Origin of the sequence: Aquitalea sp. ASV11, assembly GCF_016429185.1 — a bacterium.
GTDB lineage: Bacteria > Pseudomonadota > Gammaproteobacteria > Burkholderiales > Chromobacteriaceae > Aquitalea > Aquitalea pelogenes.
This window is the reverse complement of sequence record NZ_JAELUD010000323.1, coordinates 1-255: the sequence shown is the minus strand read 5'-3', so window position 1 is coordinate 255 and position 255 is coordinate 1. Positions and strand designations below refer to the sequence as shown.

At 56.9% G+C, this 255-nt stretch carries 1 protein-coding gene; it reads right to left on the bottom strand.

The features are described 5' to 3' along the window. Positions 1 to 255, bottom strand: a 255-nt coding sequence (locus JHD62_RS23190; protein ID WP_199104702.1) for a response regulator, incomplete at both ends; no start/stop codon positions are given.

Sequence of the window (255 nt, the reverse complement as noted above, 5' to 3'; positions counted from 1 at the left end):
AGTTGTTGGTCAGCTTGAGCATTTCGCGCAACTTCATCGACAGCTTCTGGGCTTCGAACTTGGATACATACTCATCCACACCCACCGACTGGCCGAGCTTCTGGTTGGAGCTGCCGGACAGCGAGGAGTGCATCAGCACCGGAATGCCGGCAAAGCGCGGGTCGCTCTTGATCAGCTTGGTCAGCATGTAGCCGTCCATTTCCGGCATTTCCACATCGGTCAGCACCAGATGCAGGGTTTCGTTCAGGCGCTTGC